This is a genomic window from Rathayibacter festucae DSM 15932, from assembly GCF_004011135.1.
GTDB lineage: Bacteria > Actinomycetota > Actinomycetes > Actinomycetales > Microbacteriaceae > Rathayibacter > Rathayibacter festucae.
On the sequence record NZ_CP028137.1, the window covers coordinates 3,671,907 to 3,689,180 of the forward strand.

Consider the following 17,274-nt stretch of genomic DNA (forward strand, 5'->3'; position numbering starts at 1 on the left):
GAGAGGGTGTGCCGGGACGGGTGGATCCGGCAGGGGTCAGGTGGTGCGGAGGGACAGGCGGAAGGTGCGGGCGGAGGGACCGGAGCCGGTGGGCCGGACGGTGAGGCGGGCGGTGCCGGGCTCCCACTCGACGGGCCAGGCCGTCAGCGCGACCGGGAACACGACCGAGACGTCGACGTCCTGCCCGCGCAGCTCCGGAACGTGCAGCACGACGTCGCTGCTGCCGCTGCGGCGCCAGACCGAGACCAGGTGCTCGTCCTCGGTCCGCAGCGCCAGGGCGACCGCGTCGTCCGTCCAGCCCGGCAGCCCGAGCGGCCAGCGCGGCGAGGAGGAGGCGATCGGCCCGCGGAGCCGCTTCGCCGCGGCGACGGCCTCGTGGACCAGGGCGAGCTGCGGCTCGGACATCCGGTTGAGGTAGCCCGACAGGTAGAACCGGCCGAGGAGCCCGGTGACCAGGCAGAACGCGATCTCCTCGTCGTCCATGTCGGCCTGCGGGTACGCCCAGCTGGCGGCCTGCTCCGGGAGGAGCATCATCGGCGCGGCGGCCGCGATCGGCGGGTAGCGGCGGAAGTCCTGCTGGTCGGAGGTCGACTGCATCTGCAGGCGGGACATCACGGCCCAGTCCTGCCGCATCGCGCCGGAAGAGCAGCTCTCGATCACCAGGGTCGGGTGCCGCTCGAGCACGCCGTCGAGCCAGGCGAGGTAGGCGCGGTTGTGGCCGAGCAGGCCCGCGCCGATCGAGTCGGCGTCGCGGTCGGTGCCGGGGCCGGCGTCGATGTTGTAGTCGAGCTTGAAGAAGCCGATGCCGAAGTCGGCGATCAGCCGGTCGACCGTCGCGTCGAGGTGCGCGCGCGCCGCGGGGTGGCGCAGGTCGAGGTGGAACCGCTCGTGCTCCTCGATCCGCGCGCCGGCCCGCTGCAGGAACGCGTCGTCCGGCAGCTCGCCGGCCAGGGGGCTGTCCACGCCGATGACCTCGGGCTCGAGCCACAGCCCCGGGACCAGGCCGCGGGCGCGGATCCGCTCGATCACCTCGCAGAGGCCGTCCGGGAAGCGGACCGTGGACGGCTGCCAGGCGCCGACGCTGCTCCACCAGCCGCCGGCGACCCCGCTGTCGTCGTACCAGCCGGCGTCGATGCAGAAGATCTCGGCCCCGCTCGCGGCCGCCGCGTCGATGAGCGGCAGCAGCTTCTCGGTGGTCGGGTCGCCGTCGAGGGTGTTCATGTAGTCGTTGAAGACGACGGGCATCGCCGCGTTGTCCGGGTGCGCGCGGCGCCGGGCCCGGCGGCTGAGGGTGAGCGCGTCCGCGGCGGCTGTCATGTCGGCGCCGACGGCGACCGCGACGGGGACGGAGCGGAACTCCTCGCCGGGCTCGAGCACGCAGAGCCAGCCGTGGTCGAGGTCGGTCGGGCCGGAGAGGGCGATCGAGCCGCCGTCGATGTCCTCGCCGACCTCCCATCGCCAGGCGCCGTTGTGCTCGATCTGCCAGAGGAGGGCGGCGTCGGGGGCGTGGAGGCCGGCGACCGGGAGCTGCTCGCCCGTCGACCAGCTGCCGGTCGAGACCGCGCCGACCGCGCCGCGCGGGTCGTGCCCGGTGATGTCCTCGCGGAGGGTGACCAGGCCGGCCTCGCGCAGCGGCGTGCTGCTCCAGCGGCCCTCACCGAGCCAGTCGTTGCGGCCGCGCAGCAGCGACCAGCGGGCGAAGGACTCCTTGCCGGTCGGCCCCGCGGTGCCGGTGCCGGCGGTGGCGCCCGGGTCGCAGCTCCACGACGCGACCGAGCGCAGCACCTGCCGCTCGACCGCCCGGACGACGACCTCGGAGGTGACGGCGGCGACGCCGGGCACCCTCCGGAGCACGGCGGTCGCGACCAGTCCCGGCGCCTCGGCCAGGACCTCCAGCACGTCGAGGCCGTCGACGACGCTCGCGCGGTGCGAGACGTAGCGCAGTGCGGTGCCGAGCTGCGAGTGGGTCAGCCGGCTGCTCGCCGGGGCGTGACCGGCGGCGACGGTGGTGATCTCGAAGAACGGAGCGGCGTGCGTCGCCCGGAGCGCGACACCGCGGGCCGTCAGCGCCACCAGCCGGAACGGAGCATCGGCGTCGCAGGCGAACGTCAGCTGCAGGGCCTCGGGGTCTCCCCAGGTCAGGTCGTTCGGCACAGGGGCTCCTCGTCGTCGTGGAGTGGGAAGGGCGTCGCCCCGGATTCGGGACTGGACAGATACTGATACCGATTTCACGAAAGCGCAAGCCTGAGATGAAAGCGTTATCTGTCCGGGCCCGCCTTCACGCCGCCGGACTTGGTATCGATTTCAGGAATGTCTGGAGATCGCCGCGTGAAATCGATATCGTGCAGCGATCGACTCCTTCCGCGCTCGTCTCGACGGCGATGTCGGATCCCTTCTCAGCGTTGAGGAACCCATGCACACTCCCCACTCCTTCTCGAGGCGGATCACCGCCTCGATCGCCGCCCTCGTCGCACTTCCCGTGCTGGCGACCTCGACACTCGTCGGCGCCGGTCCCGCTGCAGCGGTCGACACTCCGCCGGCCCCCGCCGTCCTCTACACGTTCGACCAGAACCCCTCGGCGACCACCGTCGCCAACCAGGGCTCCCTCGGCTCCGCCTTCGACGCCCGCGTCCGCAACGCGACGTCGCTGCCCCGCGGGACGGGCCCGGTCGCCGGCTCCGGTGCCTCCGGCCTCTTCCCCGGAGGCTCGCAGGGCTCGTCGCAGGCCGCCGCGCCGTACCTCGACATCCCTGCCGGGCTCTTCGCCGACACCTCCGCCATGACGGTCTCGACCTGGGTGAAGTGGGACGGGAAGAACGCCGGCCAGCTGCCGTGGTCGTACATCATCGGCAGCGACGCGCTCCCCGCCGACAACCGGGGGCTGTACCACGTGCCGAACGAGGGCGGTCAGTCCAAGGCGGCCGCCAACACCGGCACCGAGGTCAAGGCGGTGTCCTCCACCCCGCTGCCCACGAACACGTGGGCGCAGATCACCACGGTCGCCACGACCGACTCCGTCTCGTACTACATCAACGGCTCGCTCGTGCGGACGGAGGCGGTCGCGCTCGACTTCGCGAAGCTCGCCTCGCCCTCCAGCACTCGCTCGGGCCTGATCGGCCGCGTGCCGTGGGCGGGGCCGTACGCCGCGTTCTTCGGCGGCGAGTTCGACGACTTCGCGATCTACCGCAGCGCGCTCACGGCGGAGCAGGTCTCGAACGCCTACCTCGAGGACGCCGGCGCGATCGTCTCGGTCGAGCGCCAGAGCTTCACCGCGTCCACCGCCGCGCAGGTCGCGCCGACCCTCCCCGCGACCGTGAACGTCACCCGTGAATCGGGTCCCGCCACCGCGGCGATCACCTGGGACGCCGTCCCCGCCTCCGCCTACGCCACGGCCGGAGCGACGTTCACCGTGAACGGCACCGTCGCCGGATGGTCGACCCCGTTCACCACGACCGTCACGGTCACGGCCCGGCCGACCGAGCCCGTCGCCGTCGACTTCGGGCAGGACACGGGCGAGTTCCGCGGAGGAGCCTCCGGCACCCTCTACGGCCTCGGCGACGAGGGCTCACCCACGCAGGCGCTCGTCAACGGCGCGGCGATGACCAACGTGTCGCAGAAGCCCCCGTTCGGCACGCAGCACCCGGGCGGCGACGCCTTCACCGTCGAGAAGACCTTCTTCGACAAGTACGGCGAGGACCTCTACCTCTACACGCAGGACTACTACCCCGACTGGCCCTACAACGGCGGCAAGCGCCCCGGCGACGACCGCAGCTACGTCCGTGACGCGAGCGGCCGCCTGACCGACGAGTACACCGCCGCGCCCAACGGCGTCTGGGACTACCTCGAGGTGCTCGAGATCGTCGTCGACGAGGTCGCCCGTGAGGCCGAGAACCCCGAGAAGTACGTCTTCATCCCGTTCAACGAGGTCGACCTGCAGTGGCTGAACTCGGACGACCTCTACAACCGCTACATGCACGTCGGCAACCAGCCCGGCAGCTTCACCCCCGGCGGAGCGACCGACTGGGCGGCCGCCTGGAAGGTCATCACCGACACCTACGCGAAGCACGGCCTCGAGCGTCCGCAGATCGCGGGCCCCGGAGACGCGGCCTGGCGCGGTGAGGGCAACATCAAGTCGTTCCTGAACATGGCCCGGGCGACGAGCACGGTGCCCGACATCTACGTCTGGCACGAGCTCCGCGGCTACCAGTGGCTGCCGGACCGCGCGTCCGACTTCCGCCGCTACGCCGCGGAGGTGGGCATCGCCGCCGCCGACATCCCCTCGATCAACATCACCGAGTGGGGAGCGAGCACCGACATGAGCTCGCCCGCCAACCTCCTGCGCTGGTTCGCCGGCTTCGAGGCCGCCAAGATCGACGCGCAGACGGCCTACTGGACCGCCTCCGGCACGCTCTCGGACAACCAGGCGAAGGTCAACGCCGCGAACGGCGGCTGGTGGCTCTTCAAGTGGTACGGCGACCTGACCGGCTCGCGCACGGTCGCGGTCACCACGAACCGCGAGAAGGCGATCGCCGCGATCGACCGGGACGCGGACCGCGCCCAGGTGATCGTCGCGGGGATCCCCGACGGCCGTGACGGCGCTCTCACGCTGAACGGCCTCGACAGCGCGACGTTCGGCTCCTCCGTGGACGTCGAGGTCCGCGAGGCTGTCGTCAGCGGCACCGACGGCATCGCGGGAACCCCCCGGGTCGTCCTGGCCGATGACGCGGTGTCCGTCGTGAACGGCCGCGTCGAGCTGCGGATCCCCTCCGCGAACTCGTCGAGCGCCTACCAGATCGTCGTCACTCCCGCCGCGACCCGCGACGTGGAGGCGGCCGCCGCCGCCCAGGGCGAGCGCCACGTGATCGAGGCCGAGGCCACCCGCCTCACCCCCGCGGCCACCCGCACGCCCGACGGCTACCGCGCCTCCCGCGACCGCGACGTCTCCGGCTTCGCCGCCGTGGGCTCGCGCGCCGACTGGTCGGTGACGGTGGCGCAGGCGGGTCTCTACCGCCTGCAGATCCTCGGAGCAACTCCCGGCAGGGCCGCGCAGCACGCGGTCTTCGTCGACGGCGCGTTCTCGACGCTCGCGCAGTACGGCGCGAACGCGATCAAGCCGAGCAACGTCCGCACCGTCGCCCGCGGCAGCGCCGAGGTGTACGTCGCCCTGAGCGCCGGCAGCCACACCGTCGGCGTGCGCACCAGCAAGGACGGGACCACCCTCCTGCCCGGCGCCGGAGCCGACGGCGGAGTGACGCTCGACCGCTTCGAGCTCGTCCGGGTCGGCAGCACGGTGAACGCCGAGTCCGTCGAGTACCCGGCGACCGGATTCCGTCTGATCGACGGTGCGACGCTCTCGGGCGGACGTCTCTCACTCGAGGCCGGCGAGCGCGCCGACCTCTACCCGTCGACGTTCGAGTCCGGCTACTACGACCTCGCCGTGGCGTGGGAGGGTGCCGCCGGCACCTCGCTGACGGTCGACGTGAACGGCCGCCGAGCGGCGACCTTCGCGCCGGGCACGACGACGGTCCGCGTCCACCTGCCCGAGGGCATCAGCGAGGTCGAGCTCGCGAGCGCCGGCAGCGTCCGGGTCGGCTCGGTCACGACCACCCGCGCGGTCGACGGTGACGCGTCCATCGTCCGCGTCCAGGCCGAGGATCTCTCCACGGTCGACCTCGGCGGCACGGCCGCGGTCGCCGGCTTCGGCGGAGCGCTCACGAACGGATCCGGGACCGGCTACGTGACCGGCCTCGGCATCACCGATGCGAGCCCCGCGAACGAGGGCACTCTCACCGTGCCCCGCCTCCCGGGCTTCGACAGGGCCGGGTCCTACGACGCCGTCGTGCACTACTCGAACGACGACATCGAGGGGACGCACGACTACAACCCGCAGGTCGTCGACCTCGGGCTGCAGGCCGAGGAGGCCGGGACCACCGGCCTCGTGGGCCGCACCACGTTCCGGTACACCTACTCCTCGAGCAACTTCTGGGAGGCGGTCCTGCCGCTGGACCTCGCGACCGACTCCGGTCCGGTGACCTTCGGCAACACCCGCGCGACGCTGTTCATCGACGAGGGCCCGACGACGAGCACGAACGACGACCGGGTCCTGCCCGGCTACGCCGTCGCGCCGGACGTCGACTGGATCGACTTCGCTCCGTTCGTCCTGCCGGCGCAGGAGACGAAGCTGGACGTCGTCAGCACGGCCGCGGTGCGCTGCATCGCCGGCAAGGCCGTCGTGACGGTCACGTCGGTCAACCGGGACACCGTGCCGGTCGACGTGACGATGACCCGGGCGACGACCGTGAAGTCGTTCGCCTCGGTCGCGCCCACCAAGGCGGCGACCCACGCCTTCAGCACCCGCCTGGCGGTGCTGCCCGCCGGCGAGGTGTCGGTGGCGGTCAGCCGCTCCGGTGGCGGAGCAGGAGCGCACACGCAGACCGTGCCGCACCCCGCGCTGACCTGCCGCTGAGGCGCCGACCGCTGACGGTCGTCCGATCAGCATGCGGAGGACCGCTCCGCGGGCTGTGCCGCCGTTCATGCTGGTCGAGCAGCCGCCGGAGGCGGCGTATCGAGACCCGCCCTGCTGGAGACGGTGGATCTCGATACGCCCGCTGCGCGGGCTACTCGATCAGCATGTTCTCCGCGCCCGCGATCGGCGCGCGCGCTACGAGGTGTAACCCGCCTGGATGGTGTCGAGGACCTGGTCGGTGCTCGAGCCGTCGATCCAGTCGACCATGCCCTTGAAGAAGCTGTCGGAGCCGACGGCCTTGGGCATCAGGTCGGAGGCGTCGAAGCGGAACGTGGTGCCCGGGTCCTGCAGGATCGAGATGGAGCTGCGCAGCAGGTCGCTGCTCGCGTTCGCCGGGTCGAGGCCGGTGTTCGCCGAGATGACGCCGCCGAGCTTCACGCGGCTGTTGGCCCAGTCGGCGCTCGCCAGGTACTCCTGCACCTTCGCGGTGTCCGCGTCGTCCGCGAATGCGGCGACGAACTCGCCGCCACCGGTGACGGCCTGGTCGTCGTCCGCGTCGATCGGCGGGGTGAGGAACGCCCAGACGTCGCCGTCCTCGGCCACGGTCGCGTCGGCTCCGGTGAGGAAGCCCTCGAAGAAGGACGCCTGGTGGGTCAGCGCGCAGGTGCCGTTGGCCATGTTCTGCGCCACGTCACCGAAGGCCGTCGAGTTGATGGACGACACGTCGCCGTAGCCCGCGTTCACGAGCGTCGGGTCGAGCAGGATCGAGCCGACCTTGTCGAAGGCCGACTTGATCTGCGGATCGGTGAACGGGGTGTCGCCCGCGACCCACGAGTCGTAGACGTCCGGACCGGACTCGCGGAGCACCGCGTCCTCGATCCAGTCGGTGCCCGGCCAGCCCGACGCGGCGTCGGAGGCGAAGCCGGCGCACCAGGACGGTCCGCCGGACTTCTCGGCGATGGTCTTCCCCAGCGCCTCCATCTCGTCCCAGGTCGTCGGGACCGAGACGCCCCACTCGGCGAACTTCGCCGGCGAGTACCAGACGTAGCCCTTCACGCTCGCCATCAGCGGCGCGCCGTACTGGGTGCCGTCGACCTGGCCGTACTTCTGCCAGTCCTCCGACCAGTTCTGCTTCACGTTGGCGAGGGCGCCCTCGGGCAGCTCCTTCACCTTGCCCGAGGCGACGGTGTCGGCGAGCAGTCCCGGCTGCGGGAAGATCGCGAGATCCGGGACGTCACCGCCCTGCACCTTGATGCCGATCTGCTGCTCGAAGCCCTTGTCGCCGGTGTACTCGATGTCGATCCCCGACTCCTTCTCCCAGTCCGCCCAGGACTGCTCGAGCAGGGTGGCCTCGTCGCCGTTGATCGTGCCGTAGACGGTGACGGAGCCGTCGCCCGCGGCGCCGCCGGAGCTCGCGCCGCCGCCGGCGTTCGGGTCGTTGGGGTCGCTGCTGCTGGAGCAGCCCGCGAGGGCGATCCCGGCGGCCGCGAGTACGGCGACCGGAAGGGTGAGACGACGGTGCAGGGATGACCGCATGGTTCCTCCTCGTTGAGTGATGGAGCGACGAGGGGGAGTAGCCCCCCAGCTGCGTCTGCCCAGAGTACGTCGTGAGAGAGCGCTCTCTCGGTAACGATCCGGCGTCGGATCAGCGACGAGCGGCCTGGAACGTCCCCGCCCCGGTCACGTCGGCATCGGAAGTCCGGGGCCGCACAGCGCATTACCACGAATCGTTGCCGAATCGACCCCCTGGCGCGTTCTGCTTCCGGTACCGTCGTTCTGCTCGGCATTCCCGGTCCACCCGCCCGGCGTCCCCCTCTTCCCCGATCCTGGCGGGGGAGCTGCAGGACCCTCGCGGACCCGGGCTCGGCGCGTCCCCGGACGCGCCCCGTCGCCGGCTCCCGCGTACCCGACGCGGGAACGACCCCCGAAAGGCGTCCCCGATGGACCCCGCCCCCGCTCCGCGCACCCCCCTGACGCCGCGGACCTCGCTGACGCCGCGCACCGCGCTGACGCCGCGGCTCCTCCCGCCGACCCGCCGGGGCCGCCTCCGCGCGTCGCTCCTCGCGATCGCCGCCGCCGCAGCCCTCGTCGTGGTCGGCCTCGTCGTGCCCACCGCGAGCGCCGACACCGCGTGCGCGCCCGGGCAGAACGCGATCGTCTGCGAGAACGCCAAGCCCGGCACAGACCCCTCGGTCTGGGACATCACCGGAGCCGGCGACCCGTCGATCCAGGGCTACTCCACCGACATCAGCGTGAACGTCGGCCAGCGGATCGACTTCAAGATCGACACCGACGCCGCGGCGTACTCCATCGACGTCTACCGCACCGGCTGGTACGCCGGGAAGGGCGCGCGTCTGATCACCTCGGTCACCCCGAGCGCGGCCCTCCCGCAGGTGCAGCCCGAGTGCCTCTCCGACGTCACCACCGAGCTCTACGACTGCGGCACCTGGGCCGTCTCGGCGGGCTGGGACGTGCCGAGCACCGCCGTCTCCGGCGTCTACGTCGCCCTGCTCACCCGCGCCGACACGGGCGGCCGGAGCCAGATCACCTTCGTCGTGCGCGACACCGCCAGCACCTCGGCCGTGCTCTTCCAGACCTCCGACCCGACCTGGCAGGCCTACAACACCTACGGCGGCTCGAACTTCTACAGCGGCGGCGCCAACGGCCGCGCCTACAAGCTCAGCTACAACCGCCCCGTCACCACCCGCGGCGACAACCAGGGCCGCGACTTCTACTTCGCCAACGAGTTCCCGCTGGTGCGCTTCCTCGAGCGCAACGGCTACGACGTCAGCTACTTCAGCGGCGTCGACACCGACCGCTTCGGCTCGGCGCTGAAGCAGCACCGCAGCTTCCTCTCCGTCGGCCACGACGAGTACTGGTCCGGCGCCCAGCGCGCGAACGTCACCGCCGCGCGCGACGCCGGCGTGAACCTGCAGTTCCTCTCCGGCAACGAGAACTACTGGCGCACCCGCTACGAGCCCTCGCCGACCGCGGGCGGCCAGGACTACCGCACCGTCGTCACCTACAAGGAGACCTGGGCGAACGCCAAGACCGACCCGTCGCCCGAGTCCACCGGCACCTGGCGCGACCCGCGCTTCGCCTCGGTGGCGAACGGCGGCGGCCGGCCCGAGAACAGCCTCGCGGGCACGCTCTACATGGTGAACTACTCCGATCTGCCGGTGACGGTCAGTGCCGCGGAGGGGAAGCTGCGGCTCTGGCGCAACACCTCGCTGACCGGCCTCGCCGCCGGGAGCAGCGCCGCGCTGGCCCCGCACACCATCGGCTACGAGTCCAACGAGGACGTCGACAACGGCGCCCGGCCGCCCGGCCTGATCCGCCTCTCGACGACGACCGGCGCCGTCCCCGAGTACCTGCAGGACTTCGGCACCACCGTCGCGGCCGGCACCACCCGGCACAACCTCACCCTGTACAAGGCGGCGAGCGGCGCGCTCGTCTTCTCGGCCGGCTCCGTGCAGTGGACCTGGGGCCTCGACCAGCAGCACGACGGCAACGGTGCCGCCGCGGACGTGCGGATGCAGCAGGCGCAGGTGAACCTCTTCGCCGACATGGGCGTGCAGCCCACCACGCTGATGAGCGGCCTGGTGGCCGCGACGAAGAGCACCGACACCGCGGGCCCGACCGTCGCGGTCTCGAACCCCTCCGGCGCCACCAGCAAGGCCAACGGCAGCACGGTCTCGGTCTCGGGCACCGCGTCCGACGCCGCGGGCAAGGTCGCCGGCGTCGAGGTCTCGACCGACGGCAGCACCTGGCACCCGGCGACCGGCACGACGTCCTGGTCGTACAGCTACGTGCAGCACGGCGCGGGCACCGGCTCGATCCGGGTGCGCGCCGTCGACGACAGCGCCAACATCGGCGCCGTCACCAGCCGCGCCGTCACCATCACCGGCACCGCCACCGTGTTCGGCGCCGAGGTGCCGAAGACCGCCGACTCCGGCGACGTCGATCCGGCCACCCTCGGCCTGCGCTTCACCCCCAGCGCCGACGGCTTCATCCAGGGCGTGCGCTTCTTCAAGAGCGCGGCCAACACCGGCGCGCACACCGGCACGCTCTGGAGCGTCGACGGCCGGCAGCTGGCCACCGTCGCCTTCGCGAACGAGACGGCGAGCGGCTGGCAGACCGCCACGTTCGGCGCGCCCGTCGCCGTCACCGCCGGCACCACCTACGTCGTCTCGTACACGACCACGATCGGCCACTACTCGGCCGCGGACTGGTTCTGGTCGAGCACCGGCTACGCCGCCGCCCCGCTGACGGTCGCCGGCGGCTTCGGAGCGACGCCCGCCGGGGTCTACAGCACGACCGGCGGCTTCCCGACCGACAGCTACCGCGCGAACAACTACTACGTGGACGCCGTCTACAGCACGGTCGACGCCACGCCGCTGAGCGTCGGGTCGCAGACCCCGCTGGCCGGCTCCTCGAGCGTCGCACCGTCGACGAAGGTCTCGGCCGTCTTCTCGAAGGCGGTGACGGCGAGCACGGTCGCGATGACGCTGAAGACCGCCGCCGGCGCGAGCGTCGCAGGCAGCACCTCGTACAACGCCACCACCCGCACCGCCGTGTTCACGCCCACCGCCCCGCTCGCCGCGTCGACCGGGTACACCGCGACGCTCGCCGGCACCGCGACCGGCGGCGGCACCGTCACCGCGGGCGGCAGCTGGACCTTCACCACCCAGGCGCCGGACACCGTCGCGGGAGCCTGCCCCTGCCGGCTCTTCGACGACTCGACGACCCCGGGCATCGCGCAGGTCGCCGAGGGCACGCCCGTCACCCTGGGCACGCGCTTCGCGCCGCTGGTGGACGGCACGATCACGTCGCTCCGCTTCTACAAGGGCCCCGGCAACACCGGCACCCACGTGGGCACGCTCTCGAACGCCGACACCGGCGCCGAGATCGGCCGGGCGACCTTCACCGCCGAGAGCACGGCCGGCTGGCAGCAGGTGACGTTCGCCACTCCGGTGGCCGTGACCGGCGGCACCGACTACGTCGCCGCCTACACGACGACCACCGGCAACTACTCCGCCACGATCAACGGCTTCGGCTCCGGATCCACGCGCGGCCCGCTCGTCACCGCGAGCGACTCCGGCGCCTACACCTACTCCGGCGGCTTCGCGGGGCAGCGCTCGACCACGAACTACCTGGTCGACGTCTCCTTCACGCCGTCGGCGGCGCCCACGCCCACTCCGACCCCGACGCCGGCCACCCCAGCGGGCACGCGCCTGTTCGCCGACGCGACGCCCGCGACCGCCTCCGCCGAGGACTCGTCCTCGGTCGAGGTCGGAATGGCCTTCACCGCGTCGACCGCGGGCAGCGCCACCGGCATCGCCTTCTACAAGGGCTCCCGCAACACCGGAACCCACGTCGGCTCGCTGTGGGACGCCTCCGGCATGCGGATCGCGCAGGTGACCTTCACCGGCGAGACCGCGACCGGCTGGCAGAGCGCCGCCTTCGCGACACCGGTCGAGCTCGTGCCGGGCGCCCGCTACACGGTGTCGTACCTCGCGCCCGCGGGCTACTACGCCGCCACAGGAGCCGGGCTCGCCTCGCCGGTCACGAACGGCGCACTGACGTCGGCCTCCGGCGACAACGGCGTCTACCGCTACGGATCCGGCGGAGTCGTGCCGTCGTCGTCGTACAACTCCACGAACTACTTCGTGGACGTGTACTTCCAGGCGAAGGGGTAACTGCGCGGCGACGGCGGGAGGGCCTCGTCACACCGCCGCCGTCGGAGAACCCGGGGGTAAAGTAGGGGTAACGATGCTCCCGAGGAGGGTGCCATGCCCACTGCAGTGACGACAGGTCAGCACGCGAGAACCGCGCGGATGGACGTCCACGAGGTCGCTGCCGTGCTCGTCCAGGGTCTGGGGCCGACCCTCGTCGCGGCGATGACGGGCTCGAAGGACCGGAAGCTGCCGAGCAAATGGGCCAAACCCGACGGCCCGCGCCCGTCCGCGGACTTCACGCGCCGGCTGCAGCTCGGCCATCGCGTCTGGGTCGCGCTGTCGGAGTCGGAGTCGGAGCACGTCGCGCGCCAGTGGTTCCTCGGCGGGAACCCAGTACTCCACGAGGACACGCCCATCACCGCCATCCGTGAAGACCGAGGCAGCGAGGTCATCGAGGCCGTCGAGTCCTTCCTCCGCGGCGATCCGGACGTCTGACGACGGTGGCGACAGTGCGAACCTGCTCCGAGACCGGTCTGCGTCTGCTCCCAGATGCCGGCGAGCAGACGTTCCGCGTCGCGAAGCCGAAGTACGGGCCGCTCTCCGCACCTCTGCGCAGCGGTCGCTCCGCACGTCGGCGGTGGGGCCGCTACGACTCGTACGGCCGGACTCTGTACCTCGCCAGTGACGAGGAGACCGCTTTCGCCGAGGTGCTGTCGGTGTTCAAGCGCCGACTCGGCGCGGCCGACCCTGTCGAGAAGGACGCCGCGGCCCTCGGTCTCACTCGTGAGGAGTTCCTCGAGATCGCGGCGGCGGAGTGGCAGGAGTCGTCGTGCATGGGCATCGGCGCCGTCCCGCGCCAGTGGCGGACCGAGCGCAGGATGTTCCGGGTCGAGACGGCAGGAAGCGGCACGTGGATCGATGTCGAGCATCCTGATTCGATCGCCGCGATCGAGCCTCGAGTCGAGGGGGTGCTCGCCCGCCACGGTATCCGGGCTCTGACGACCGCGGTCCTGCGCGGCGACGACCGCATCGTGACGACGGCCATCGCCCTGAGCCTCCGCCGCATCACCGTCGACGACGGGTCCGTCCCCCAGGGGATCCACTTCGGCAGCAAGTGGGGCGGCGGCTGGTGCCGAGCCGTCTGGCTCCCCGGCGACGAGGACGAGTGGAGCACCGATCTGAGGAGCCTCAGCGGCGAGGACATCCTCGCCACGGACGAGCACCTCATCCGCGCCTCAGAGCGATTCAGGGTCAGGGTGTTCTGACACGGGTCCTCCACGGCGACGGGCGGCGGGTTCGCGTCGCCGGTCACGAACGGCGCGCTGACCACGGCTTCCGGGGCGAACGGCGTCCCTCGGTACGACTCGGAGCGTCATGCCGTCGGGCGGAGGTAGTCGTCGAGCGCGCGGCAAACATTGACGCTGAGCTCGACGTCCTCCCCTGCAGCGCGGGCGGCGAGCCGAGCATCGAGATCCTGAGAAAGCCGCACCTGGCGCGTGACGGAGGGGCCGCCGCCGGCCCGTCCTTCGAGTCCGGGCCGTCCCCGTCCGATCGCCTCGCTGAGCGAGTCGGCGCCGATGAGGGACTCCAGCAGCTCGGTCGCGTTCTCGGCCGCTGCCGCTCCCTCGAAGACCTCGCCGTCAGCGGCGGGCTCGTACCGTCCGGCTTCGATCCGCTTCGCCCAGGCGGAGTAGGCGCGCTGCTCGTCGTCGCTCACCGGTCCGCCGATCAGCGGGTTCGTCTGTGGGGTGCTGTTCATGTCGGGTTCCTCCGTTCCTCGGTGGTCTCTCGTACTCGCTCGAGAGTCGAGCGACGCAGAGGCAGGACGTGGAAGATCAAGACGTCCTGAGCGCGCAGATTCAGATGCGCGAAGACTTCGAGCGTCACGGTTCCGTCGCAGCTGGGCCCGATGAACAGGATCGCGGCAAGCGGCCTTTGCGACATCGCTGCCCCAGGAAACTGCAAAAGCCCCACAACATGCGGGGCTCTCACACGAGTAACGAGCAGATCCTGTCTACCGTTGTTCCGGGCGAGATCAGCACCGGACGCCGCCCCCTGGTCGAGCCTCTCGTCACCGGCTGAGGTCTCCGCGATCAGCGCACGGGCCACGGATGGTCGACCTGCACCGCCCTCCGCGGTCTCATGCGGATTAGTCGGCCTCCCGCGCCGCTGACGCGCGAGGATCGGCCGCCGAGACGGGTGAATTCCCCGACGTTCCGATGGCGCTTCGAGCGGCGTCCTGGCGCTCGGCATCGGTGTCGTCGCAGGAGAGCTGCGCAGGAGAGCGACAGGACGACGAGGTCTCACGGCCCGTACGACGACAGCACGCGGGCGACGTCGTAGAGCTCCCGCTGGAGCCGGCGGGCGAGCCGGGCGCCCTCGTGCAGCCACTCCGCGGTGTCGACGCTCCCGTCCCACCCGTCGAAGACGTCGCGGTGCGTGAGCCAGATCTGGATCCAAGCCTGCAGATCGGTCGTGAAGGCGGAGGACAATTCGAAGTGACTCGGCTCCTGGGGGCCCTCGTCGTCCCACAGCGCGCCGTCGTGCCCGGGCCCCAGGAAGAAGCGGAGGTCGATGAGCTCACCAGCGTCGGCGCGGCGCGCGTGCTCGACGACCCGCTCGGGGGTGATCCCCTCCGGCACCGGCCACTCGACCTGCGTCACCGGGTCCACGACCCACTCGCCGGTCGGCCACTCCGCGACGCTCTCCACCTCCCCAGCATGACCGACGGCCGCGGGTGCGCGCGGTCCCGGGCGACGAGGCGATCCGGCGCTGTCAGCCCCCGCCCCGGAGCGCGTCGCATGATGGCGGGATGTTCATCCCGACCCGAGCCGCCGGTCTCGAGGCGCTCGACGACTTCGTCGCGCGCGCCGGCTCCGCCTACACGCGCGAGCGCAATCACGACCACGGACCGTCCCGGAGCAACGTCTCCGGGCTCTCCCCGTACCTCCGCCACCGGCTCGTCACCGAGCGGGAGGTCGTCGCCGCGGTCCTCGCCCGCCACACGCTGACCGCCGCGGAGAAATTCGTCCAGGAGGTGCTCTGGCGCACCTACTGGAAGGGCTGGCTCGAGCAGAACCCCGAGGTGTGGCGCCGCTACCGCCGCGAGGTGAGCGACTTCGAGGGGCACTTCCCGACCGGCTACCACGACGCGATCGAGGGCCGGAGCGGCATCGACGCGATGGACGCCTGGGTGCAGGAGCTCGTCGAGACCGGGTACCTGCACAATCACACGCGCATGTGGTTCGCGAGCATCTGGATCTTCACGCTCGGCCTGCCCTGGCAGCTCGGCGCCGACTTCTTCTACCGGCACCTGCTCGACGGCGACGCCGCCTCCAACACCCTGTCCTGGCGCTGGGTCGCCGGCCTGCAGACCCCGGGCAAGACGTACCTCGCGACCGCGTCCAACATCGCGAAGTACACCGAGGGCCGCTTCTCGCCGCAGGGCCTCGCCGGCTCGGCGCCCGCGCTCAGCGAGGAGCACTTCCCGCCCCGCACGCCGATCGAGCCGGACGACGTCGTCGGCACCCTCGGCACCCGCCCCGGCCTCCTGCTGCACGAGGAGGACCTCGACGCGGCGAGCCTCCTCGCCGAGCAGCCCGGGCTGGCGGAGCGGCTGATCGCGACCGCGGTCGTCGCCGACCCGGGGGAGCGCTCACCGTTCGCGGTCTCCGAGGCGGTGCAGGACTTCACGGCCGCGGCGATCGCGGACGCCGCGGAGCACACGCCGGACAAGGGCGGTCGGCCGGCGCGGGTGCTGGCCGATGCTCTCCCTGCGACGGTGGTCGAGTGGGCGGCGTCCGAGCGGCTCGACACCGTGGTGGTCCCGTACGCGCCGGTCGGTCCCGTGCAGGAGCGGCTGGACGCGCTCCGCTCGGCCCTCGCCCAGGAGGGCATCGCGCTCGTCACCGTGCGCCGCCGCTGGGACGGCACCGCCTGGCCCTCGGCCTCCCGCGGATTCTTCGCCTTCAAGAAGCGGATCCCGACGCTGGTCCGCGGGCTGGACGAACCGCAGGACGCAGTGCGGCTGTTCTGAGCGGCGGGGGAGGAGCGCTCACGACCCGCTGAGCGCCTCCCCCGCCGACTCCTCCCGCACCGCGGACGAACCCGCCCTCACCCCTCCCCGACGACGTTCGCGGGCCGCTCCGAGCGCAGCAGCGCCTCGATCTGCCGGCGGAGCAGCGCGAGGATCCGCGGCGTCATGGCCGAGGACGCCCCGCCGACGTGCGGCGTGAGGATCGTGTTCGGGGTGCTCCAGAGCGGATGCGCGGGCGGGAGCGGCTCGGGGTCGACGACGTCCAGCGCCGCCCGCACCCGTCCCCGCCGGAGATGCTCGACGAGGGCGTCCGTGTCGACGACCGCGCCTCGCGAGACGTTCACGAGCAGTGCGCCCGGCGGGAGCGCGGAGAGGAAGGCGTCGTCGACCAGGTGGTGCGTCGACGCGTCGAGGGGGACGGCGAGGAAGACGACCTCGACCTCGGCGGCGAAGGACGCGAACGCGGCGATCGCGTGCACCGGCCGCTCGGGGTCCTCCCGCGACGTCCGGGCGAAGCGCAGGACGTCGACCTCGAAGCCCTGCAGGCGCCGCTCGATCGCGCGCCCCACGCCGCCGGAGCCGATGATCGCGACCCTCCGGTCGGCGAGGCTCTCGCCGGGGACCTGCTGCCAGGTCGCCGTCTCCGCCGCGCGCACGTAGCTGTCGATCCTCCTCAGCGACGCGATCGCCAGACCCACGGCGAGCTCAGCGGTGGACGACTCGTGCACCGAGCTCGCGTTGGCGAGCAGCGCACCGGGCGGCAGAGCGGCCAGAACGCCCTCGAAGCCGATCGTCTGCGCCTGCACGAGCCGGCAGCTCACCGTCCCCAGCGCGTCGAGCAGCGCGGGGTCGCCCTGATAGGGGAGCACGACCATGTCGTAAGCCGCGCGGGGAGGCGGACCGGTGAGGTCCCAGAGGTCGAGCTCGTAGGAGCCGTCGGCCGGCTGAAGAGCAGTCGGTCGGAGGGCGTCGAGCAGGTCGCGGCTCGGGACCGAGACCGAGAGGGGAGAGCGCGTCATGCGCCACAGCCTTGCCTACATCGTGGGTTCATGTCCATAATCTAGGAATTGCTTCCCGGCGCGACAGCGCAGGAA

Annotated in this window: 11 protein-coding genes; 6 read left to right on the forward strand and 5 right to left on the reverse strand. The window is 71.9% G+C overall.

The window, feature by feature from the left end; genetic code table 11:
* Positions 1-36: 36 nt before the first annotated feature.
* On the reverse strand, positions 37-2,154 hold the full coding sequence (locus C1I64_RS16735) for a glycoside hydrolase family 36 protein (protein ID WP_127887979.1): 2,118 nt from the start codon (positions 2,152-2,154) through the stop codon (positions 37-39).
* Positions 2,155-2,413: 259 nt separating this feature from the next.
* On the opposite strand from C1I64_RS16735, the gene C1I64_RS16740 reads away from it, so the two are divergent.
* Positions 2,414-6,466 (forward strand): LamG-like jellyroll fold domain-containing protein, encoded by a 4,053-nt coding sequence (locus C1I64_RS16740; protein WP_127887980.1) that lies wholly within the window; start codon positions 2,414-2,416, stop codon positions 6,464-6,466.
* 195 nt (positions 6,467-6,661) lie between these two features.
* On the opposite strand, the gene C1I64_RS16745 is transcribed toward C1I64_RS16740, so the two are convergent.
* Positions 6,662-8,002 (reverse strand): ABC transporter substrate-binding protein, encoded by a 1,341-nt coding sequence (locus tag C1I64_RS16745; protein ID WP_127887981.1) that lies wholly within the window; start codon positions 8,000-8,002, stop codon positions 6,662-6,664.
* Between the two features lie 404 nt (positions 8,003-8,406).
* On the opposite strand from C1I64_RS16745, the gene C1I64_RS16750 reads away from it, so the two are divergent.
* From C1I64_RS16750 to C1I64_RS16760, 3 genes are all read left to right on the forward strand, one after another.
* A complete protein-coding gene (locus tag C1I64_RS16750) occupies positions 8,407-12,165 on the forward strand; it encodes a DUF4082 domain-containing protein (RefSeq protein WP_127887982.1) in 3,759 nt (1,252 codons plus the stop codon).
* Positions 12,166-12,258: 93 nt separating this feature from the next.
* Positions 12,259-12,639: a hypothetical protein gene (locus tag C1I64_RS16755; protein ID WP_123447545.1), complete on the forward strand. Its 381-nt coding sequence runs from the start codon at positions 12,259-12,261 to the stop codon at positions 12,637-12,639.
* Between the two features lie 14 nt (positions 12,640-12,653).
* Positions 12,654-13,409: an RES domain-containing protein gene (locus C1I64_RS16760; protein WP_164874575.1), complete on the forward strand. Its 756-nt coding sequence runs from the start codon at positions 12,654-12,656 to the stop codon at positions 13,407-13,409.
* Between the two features lie 107 nt (positions 13,410-13,516).
* On the opposite strand, the gene C1I64_RS16765 is transcribed toward C1I64_RS16760, so the two are convergent.
* Positions 13,517-13,903, reverse strand: coding sequence for a hypothetical protein (locus tag C1I64_RS16765; RefSeq protein ID WP_127887984.1), 387 nt, complete (start codon positions 13,901-13,903; stop codon positions 13,517-13,519).
* A gap of 68 nt (positions 13,904-13,971) precedes the next feature.
* On the opposite strand from C1I64_RS16765, the gene C1I64_RS16770 reads away from it, so the two are divergent.
* The gene (locus tag C1I64_RS16770; protein WP_127887985.1) at positions 13,972-14,226 is read left to right on the forward strand and encodes a hypothetical protein; all 255 of its coding nucleotides are present in this window, start codon (positions 13,972-13,974) and stop codon (positions 14,224-14,226) included.
* 221 nt (positions 14,227-14,447) lie between these two features.
* Here the strand turns inward: C1I64_RS16770 and C1I64_RS16775 are convergent, their stop codons facing one another.
* Entirely contained in the window at positions 14,448-14,855 is a 408-nt protein-coding gene (locus C1I64_RS16775) for a hypothetical protein (protein WP_127887986.1), read from the reverse strand.
* Positions 14,856-14,956: 101 nt separating this feature from the next.
* Between C1I64_RS16775 and C1I64_RS16780 the strand changes: the two genes are divergently transcribed.
* Positions 14,957-16,180 (forward strand): FAD-binding domain-containing protein, encoded by a 1,224-nt coding sequence (locus C1I64_RS16780; RefSeq protein WP_127887987.1) that lies wholly within the window; start codon positions 14,957-14,959, stop codon positions 16,178-16,180.
* A gap of 77 nt (positions 16,181-16,257) precedes the next feature.
* Here C1I64_RS16780 and C1I64_RS16785 read toward each other — a convergent pair whose 3' ends face one another.
* Positions 16,258-17,199 carry a 2-hydroxyacid dehydrogenase gene (locus tag C1I64_RS16785; RefSeq protein ID WP_127887988.1) on the reverse strand — a complete coding sequence of 314 codons (942 nt, stop codon included), beginning with the start codon at positions 17,197-17,199 and terminating at the stop codon, positions 16,258-16,260.
* Between the last annotated feature and the right edge of the window lie 75 nt (positions 17,200-17,274).

What these genes read in the sequence shown, in the direction of transcription:
- C1I64_RS16740 (WP_127887980.1), top strand. Translation starts at nt 2,414, where the DNA reads ATGCACACTCCCCACTCCTTCTCGAGGCGGATCACCGCCTCGATCGCC.
- C1I64_RS16745 (WP_127887981.1), bottom strand. Translation starts at nt 8,002, where the DNA reads ATGCGGTCATCCCTGCACCGTCGTCTCACCCTTCCGGTCGCCGTACTC.
- C1I64_RS16750 (WP_127887982.1), top strand. Translation starts at nt 8,407, where the DNA reads ATGGACCCCGCCCCCGCTCCGCGCACCCCCCTGACGCCGCGGACCTCG.
- C1I64_RS16755 (WP_123447545.1), top strand. Translation starts at nt 12,259, where the DNA reads ATGCCCACTGCAGTGACGACAGGTCAGCACGCGAGAACCGCGCGGATG.
- C1I64_RS16765 (WP_127887984.1), bottom strand. Translation starts at nt 13,903, where the DNA reads ATGAACAGCACCCCACAGACGAACCCGCTGATCGGCGGACCGGTGAGC.
- C1I64_RS16780 (WP_127887987.1), top strand. Translation starts at nt 14,957, where the DNA reads ATGTTCATCCCGACCCGAGCCGCCGGTCTCGAGGCGCTCGACGACTTC.
- C1I64_RS16785 (WP_127887988.1), bottom strand. Translation starts at nt 17,199, where the DNA reads ATGACGCGCTCTCCCCTCTCGGTCTCGGTCCCGAGCCGCGACCTGCTC.